This is a genomic window from Atopobium sp. oral taxon 810 str. F0209 (genome assembly GCF_000466405.1).
Classification (GTDB): Bacteria; Actinomycetota; Coriobacteriia; order Coriobacteriales; family Atopobiaceae; genus Olegusella.
Genome location: NZ_KE952962.1, coordinates 37613 through 44214, shown reverse-complemented (window position 1 = coordinate 44214; position 6602 = coordinate 37613). Strand labels below are relative to the sequence as shown.

2 protein-coding genes are annotated in these 6602 nt (G+C 49.8%); both read left to right on the top strand.

All coding sequences use genetic code 11. The annotated features are described in order from the left end of the window. Positions 1–521: 521 nt before the first annotated feature. The gene (locus HMPREF9069_RS06995; protein WP_021626519.1) at positions 522–3581 is read left to right on the top strand and encodes an AfsR/SARP family transcriptional regulator; all 3060 of its coding nucleotides are present in this window, start codon (positions 522–524) and stop codon (positions 3579–3581) included. 174 nt (positions 3582–3755) lie between these two features. Continuing rightward, positions 3756–6545: a preprotein translocase subunit SecA gene (gene secA, locus HMPREF9069_RS06990; RefSeq protein ID WP_021626518.1), complete on the top strand. Its 2790-nt coding sequence runs from the start codon at positions 3756–3758 to the stop codon at positions 6543–6545. The last annotated feature ends 57 nt before the right edge of the window (positions 6546–6602 follow it).

Genomic DNA, 6602 nt, shown 5'->3' with positions numbered 1-6602 from the left:
TTTCTGACTACGAAATAGAGGGCTAGGAGGGTAATTACCAATAAAATAAGAGGTACAAGAAAGTACCCTAGTATGACTATTAGCTCTGCCGAACCTATCATGGCTTTTCCTTAACAAGATATAAGTTACGTTCAAACAGTTATCACCAGTCGGCCCAAATTCGCTGTGAAGTCTAAGAGCGTGGGCAAAAACTGGTGATGCTGTCTTAATGCTTGTTTGAGTCTATGAATATACATAGATATCCTCTGTATAGATATTTTGTGAAATATTCCTATACCTTGCGGAAAATGTCAAACGCGCATGGACGTCCTCATACACCAAGGCACGTTGCGTTGTTTGTGTACGCTTGGCGCAAACTTGGCTGCAGACTGCTGCAAGCTTGGCAGGATTGTGGGTATCTCTTGAACTTTTGCATCTTATGCAGCGAAAGTGACCTCTTGTGCAGTGCGAGAATTTGACAAGTAACTTCTTCAGGAACAATCGAATTCCCGAATCTGATTGTTTAGAAGAAGGAGAACCCTATGGATGTGTATGGTGCCAGCTCGAGTCTTGTTGTGGCTGAGGACGTTGTTGAGTCTGTAGATAAGAGAAGTCCTCTCTTACCTCCAATGGCTCCACCAGAGTTATCTCGAAGCGATATTGTGCTCATCGTGGGCGAGCCAGGGCTTATGAAAACTCAACTTGCAAAGCGTCTGATTCAGCGTCGATCTTCAGATGCTCCTCAACCTTTACTTGCCTTTCTCAAAGCCAATTCTCACGAACTTGCTAATAGACTTGAAAGCACGCTCTGCAAAGCTAGGACTACAGCCCGCAAGCAGAAAGATCAGTTAGTCTGCGTACTATTTGATGATTTCCCTGCCCTTGATGAAGAGACGATTGGTAAGGCCGCAGAGCTTATACGGGCTGCTGCTGTAGAGGGAGTCACCATACTGATAACACTTTGTCCAGAAGCAGAGCAGCTCTGCGAGGAGCTTCCAGAAGCGTATGTGCTTGCTGGTCGTGAATTGCTTTACCGCATGCCACTACAACCTAGTGATTTGGCGCGGCGAGCTTGGAGTATGACCAATGGCATTCCATTGCTTGCACGTGCGCTTGCGCATGGGGTAGATTTATATGCTCCACGCTATCTCGAATCGCTTCAGCGCATTGTCATGATGTCCTTGCGCAATGGAATACCTCTATCAGAGCTACGCATTCGCTATGCAATGATGCTGCTTGGTTCAGGTAATTTTGAGCAACTTCGTCAAATACTTCCAACAGCCGACGATGAAACCCTTGCTTGGATGCAGGCGGAAGCTCCTTTCTTTCAAGTCAATGTTTATACGGGCACATTTTGTTGCGCGGGAATTGACGATATTTCACTTTTTCGGCTTTGTTTTCCGAGTCTGCGGCAGTATGCAGGATTTTATGCTGACATTGTTGAGCAGGTCTTTAGTGTGTTGTGTCGAAGTCGCAACTTTGTGCGCGCTGGCATCTGCGGTGCTCTGCTTCCCACAACAGATAGTCGAAGCAAGCTGCTTATGCCTTGGGGAGCCGAGCTTTGTGCAGCGGGGGCATTGGGTGTTATCAAAGACTGTCTTGCAGCAGCTCGACAACTTTTTATGAAAGAAGAAGTGGGCTACTTGGAAAGTGCTGCTGCATATGCCTTGATTGAGCAAAAGCAGATTGTAGCTCGTCAAGCCTTTGCGGCAGTGTTAAACAAGCAGAAAACGAAGCGGATGAAACCGCAGTTTTGTAGCAATTCGGCGCTGTTGTTACGTATGCTTGCGCAGGGCCGTAGTCTTGCTATGGGAGATAAGCTTGTAGGCATACATGAAAAAGCAGCAAAAGTGTATCCAGAGCTGTTGTTGCATCTCGAGCTGAGACAGCTGCTTTTTGAGGGTCAGTTTCATCGAGTTCTTGCGCGCTTTACCGAAGAGTCGGCGCAGCCAAATTGCAAGAGTCTGGTTGAGATGTTGCTGATTAATGATTTGGCACTTGCGACCGCTTTTGGCGGCGAGCCCGTAGGAGACGAGCTTAAAGCGCTGCTTGTCAAGGTGGAACAAACACTAGCTCATAGCAGATCACAACGCTTGATGGACTATCAACTTGCAGTAAGTGAGTTGGTGGCGATTGCTGGCGGCTCTTGTAGCTCAGGCCGCTTAGAGCGTGCAGCAGCACGAGCGGAGAGTATGGGCGATCGTATGCTGCGAACGGTGTTTTCTCTAGCTTTGGCACTTAGTGAGTTGAGGAATGGCAATCTGTCGAGCGCACATGTAAGAGCGCAACGGGCAGTTGATCTGGCACAGCCATGTGAGTTTGACTATATAGATAGCTGCGCGCGACTGGTTGAGGCTGTTATTGCGGCGCTCGCTGGAGACGCGGAACCACTGCGCTGCATGGCAGAAAAGAAAGATGAGAAAAGCATTCCTCATGACCTTGCCCATCTATTACTTTCGTTTGGTGCTGACGTTATAGCGAATGGTAGTTTTCATATTGAGTCTTCTTGCCCACAGGATGAAAAGACACATAAGATTGAGTTGCAGGTGCTCAGTTGGGGCAAATTGCAAAGTGATGCGTTGTGGCTAGTCAGTTGGCTTATCAACGGTTGTGCAGAGATCTCCCAACTTTGTAGACTCAAGATGCCTAGACACTGGATTGCGGCGCTGCCGCCACTCTCAGCTTCTACTCAAAAAACAATTTCTGTTGCAGCCACACGCCATAGTATCCCTCCTGCCCGGACAGATAGTTCTCACTTATCGCAAGGCTCGCACACCGCTGAGCAGCCACATTACCACGTTGTTATCAATCTATTGGGTGGACTCTCTGTTAGTGTTGATGGTCATCCCATTGAGATGCGAAAGTTTAATCGGCGTCAGTCAAAAGTGTTGCTTGCCCTGCTCGCGGCAAAAGAGAATCATCGTATGCGTCGTGTAGAACTGGCAAATCAAATTTGGCCTGATGCAACTCTAGAGGTGGGTATACAAAGGCTCTACGAGGCTATATCTGGTGCACGCAAGGCAATGGAGTCGCGCTATCGCGGCTTTGAACCCTTTTTGACAAATAAGGCAGATGGCACCGTAGCACTTAACCCCGAGGTGGTTATTTGTGATATCGATCGTTTTGTAGAAGCAGCTCATAGTTGTGCGGTAAATGATGGAATTGCAGATGAGGTAATTAATGCAGCTTGTGAGGCTCGTGACCTTTATCTAGGTGATATGGATGTGACAACCATAAACCCTGAGCCATGGCTTAGCTTGCGAGCAGAAAATCTTCGTTCGATGTTTGTTGCCACAATGGTTACTGGTTCTCGTACAGCACTTCTCCAGGGGAAATTGCAACTTGCCATACAGTTTGCGCGTAGTGCCGTCTCGGCGCAACGTGACCGCGAAGATGCTGTTACGGTGCTCATTGAAGCTCTTGCGGCAGCGGGTCGTTCGGGAGATGCGCGCGATGCGTATCTACGTTTCTGCAGCAGGGTTGTTGGCTCAACAGGACTACCGCCTTCTCGCGAACTCAGGCGACTTGTTGCCGATCTCATACCAGAGCCCAAGCAGTCCTCTCATAACCATATTGCTCGTGAAGATGACATAGGAGCATGATTTGGAACACAAAATAGTCAAATTAACGTCATAAGAACGAAGAAATTGCGTGATGAAAGCGCTTATTTGATGGGAACGCGCGTTGTGGGTCGCATAGGTGTCCAAGACGCGATACCTTAGTGCTCGTTTGAGAAATTGGATGACCCTAGGGTCTCGGGCTTACGAAAGGCGCGTATGCCAAACTTCTTCTCCAGTCTCCTCAGCCGCGGAGCCAATAAGCAGCTTCGCGAGCTCGAGAAAATCGCTGCGCTCGTGAATGATCGCGAGTCAACATATCAAGCAATGGACGACTCTGAGCTCAAGTCCCAAACAGCGCTCTTTAAGGAGCGTATTGAGCAGGGCGAGAGTCTCGATGATTTGCTCCCTGATGCCTTTGCGGTTGTGCGTGAGGCGTCTAAACGTTCGATGGGTATGCGTCATTTTGACGTGCAAATCATCGGTGGTATTGCCTTGCATCGAGGCATGATTGCCGAAATGAAGACAGGTGAGGGCAAGACGCTTGTCTCTACGCTGGCAGGCTACCTTAATGCACTTGCAGGCAATGGTGTCCACATCGTTACCGTTAACGACTATCTAGCAAAGCGAGACTCCGAATGGATGGGTCGTGTGTATCGCTATCTAGGTATGAATGTGGGCTTGTTGCAAAATGGCATGTTGCCCGCGCTCAAGAAGCCTGCTTATAACGCTGATGTTACCTATGGCACCAACTCTGAGTTTGGCTTTGACTACCTACGTGACAACATGGTGATGCGTGCTGACCAGCGAGTCCAACGTGGTCATCATTTTGCCATTGTCGATGAGGTTGACTCCATTCTCATTGATGAGGCGCGCACGCCTCTGATTATCTCGGGCGCAGGTACCAAGTCAGCCAATACCTATAAGGATTTTGCTCGCGCTGTTCGCGGCTTGATTCGTGGTGAAGAAGCACCAGCTGATCCGCTGACAGGTGAAAAGCCCGAGCCTACAGGCGACTATGTCATGGATGAAGCAAAGCGCACTATTACTGTGACCGATCGTGGTCTTAAAAAGGTTGAACGCGCGCTGGGTATCGATGATATTTATGCTGATATGTCTGGCCAGCTGGTCAATCATTTGCAGCAGGCACTCAAGGCGCAGTATATGTTCCATCGCGACAAAGATTATGTCGTGATGGATGGTGAGGTCAAGATTGTTGACGAATTCACGGGCCGTATCATGGAAGGTCGTCGTTGGTCCGAAGGCTTGCATCAGGCAGTTGAGGCCAAGGAAGGCGTTGCTGTCCGCGAGGAAAACCAAACCATTGCAACCATTACCCTGCAGAACTATTTCCGCCTATACGAGAAGCTCTCGGGTATGACGGGTACAGCTGTCACAGAAGATACTGAGTTTCGCGAGATTTACAAGCTGCCCGTTCAGGCTATTCCACCCAACAAACCCGTCATCCGTAAAGATCACGACGATCTGATTTATCAGACGGTCAATGCAAAGTTTGATGCGGTAGCCGATGAGGTTGAGGAGCGTCATGCTCATGGTCAGCCCTGTCTGGTGGGTACGGTTTCTATCGAGAGTTCCGAGCGTTTGTCTCGCACGTTAAGCAAACGTGGCATTCGTCATGAGGTTCTTAACGCAAAATTCCATGAGCGCGAAGCACAGATTGTTGCCCAAGCTGGCCGCGAAGGTGCTGTTACCATTGCTACTAACATGGCAGGTCGTGGTACAGACATTTTGCTCGGCGGTAACCCCGAAGAGATGGCTAAGGAATCTCTGCGTGAGCAGGGTATTGATCCTGAAGAAGTGTGCGCCGAGCAGCTTGCTGCGGCCACCGCAGAAGCAAAGAAAGTTTGCGAGATTGAACGCGAGCACGTACTTGCAGCAGGCGGCCTTTGTGTTATTGGTACTGAGCGTCATGAGAGCCGTCGTATCGACAACCAGCTCCGCGGCCGTGCTGGTCGTCAGGGTGATCCTGGTGAGACGCAGTTCTACCTCTCACTTGAAGATGATCTAATGCGCCTCTTTGGCGGCAACCGCATGGATCAGATTTCTGCTTTGATGACCAAGGCGGACTTGCCTCCCAGTACACCCATTCAACATCGTATGGTGTCCAAGGCGGTTGAGGGTGCCCAGCGCAAGGTTGAGGAAGTCAATTACGCAATGCGCAAGAACGTCCTTGACTACGACGACGTTATGAACAAGCAGCGCCAAGTCATCTACGAGGAGCGCAATAAGATTCTGGATGGCAAAGACTTGGTTGCTCATGTCAATGAGGTTACTGAGAGCACGGTCAATAGGGTGGTAGCAGAGCTTTGTCCTGCTGATGCTGAACCCGAAACCTGGGATCTAGGCGGTCTACGCTCTTGGATTGAACAATTAACGGGCCGTGAGGATACGCCGGTAACTGATGGCGAGCTTGATATCGATGAGCTTGAGGAAAAAGTTTGTGCTTTTGTGAGTGATTGCTACCAGCGTAAAGCGGATACCCTTGGCGACGAGGTGCTCAAAGCGCTCTCTATGCAAGTTATGCTGCGCGTAATTGATACTCGCTGGATGGGCTATCTGCAAGACATGGATTACCTCAGGACTGGCATTGGTTTGCGTGGCTATGGTCAGCGTGATCCGTTGGTGGAATACAAAAGCGAGGCCTATGCTGCTTTTACCAATCTGGTGAATACGATGTACGAGGACTTCCTTCGTACCATCCTGCGCCTACAGATTCGCCAGGCTCCCACCCAGCCCGTCGCGCAGCCTGCAGCCGAAGAACCCGAGACCTTGCGCGGTGCACATTTCTCTGGCCCTTCTGAGGTAGATGGAGATAATGGCAGCACAACAATGCGCCACGCTCGCCATTCTTCGTCAAATCCGCATGCAGATGCAAAGCCTGCCACCTATCGCAAAAGCGATGATCCCTACGCAGGTGTTGGTCGCAATGATCCTTGTCCTTGCGGCTCTGGTAAAAAATTCAAGAATTGCCACGGTAAGAACCGCTGACACAGCTAGTTGACTTTGTTGCAAGCCGGGTGTGGCGTCGACTCTGACGTCAAGCCC

What these genes read in the sequence shown, in the direction of transcription:
- HMPREF9069_RS06995 (WP_021626519.1), top strand. Translation starts at nt 522, where the DNA reads ATGGATGTGTATGGTGCCAGCTCGAGTCTTGTTGTGGCTGAGGACGTT.
- secA (WP_021626518.1), top strand. Translation starts at nt 3,756, where the DNA reads ATGCCAAACTTCTTCTCCAGTCTCCTCAGCCGCGGAGCCAATAAGCAG.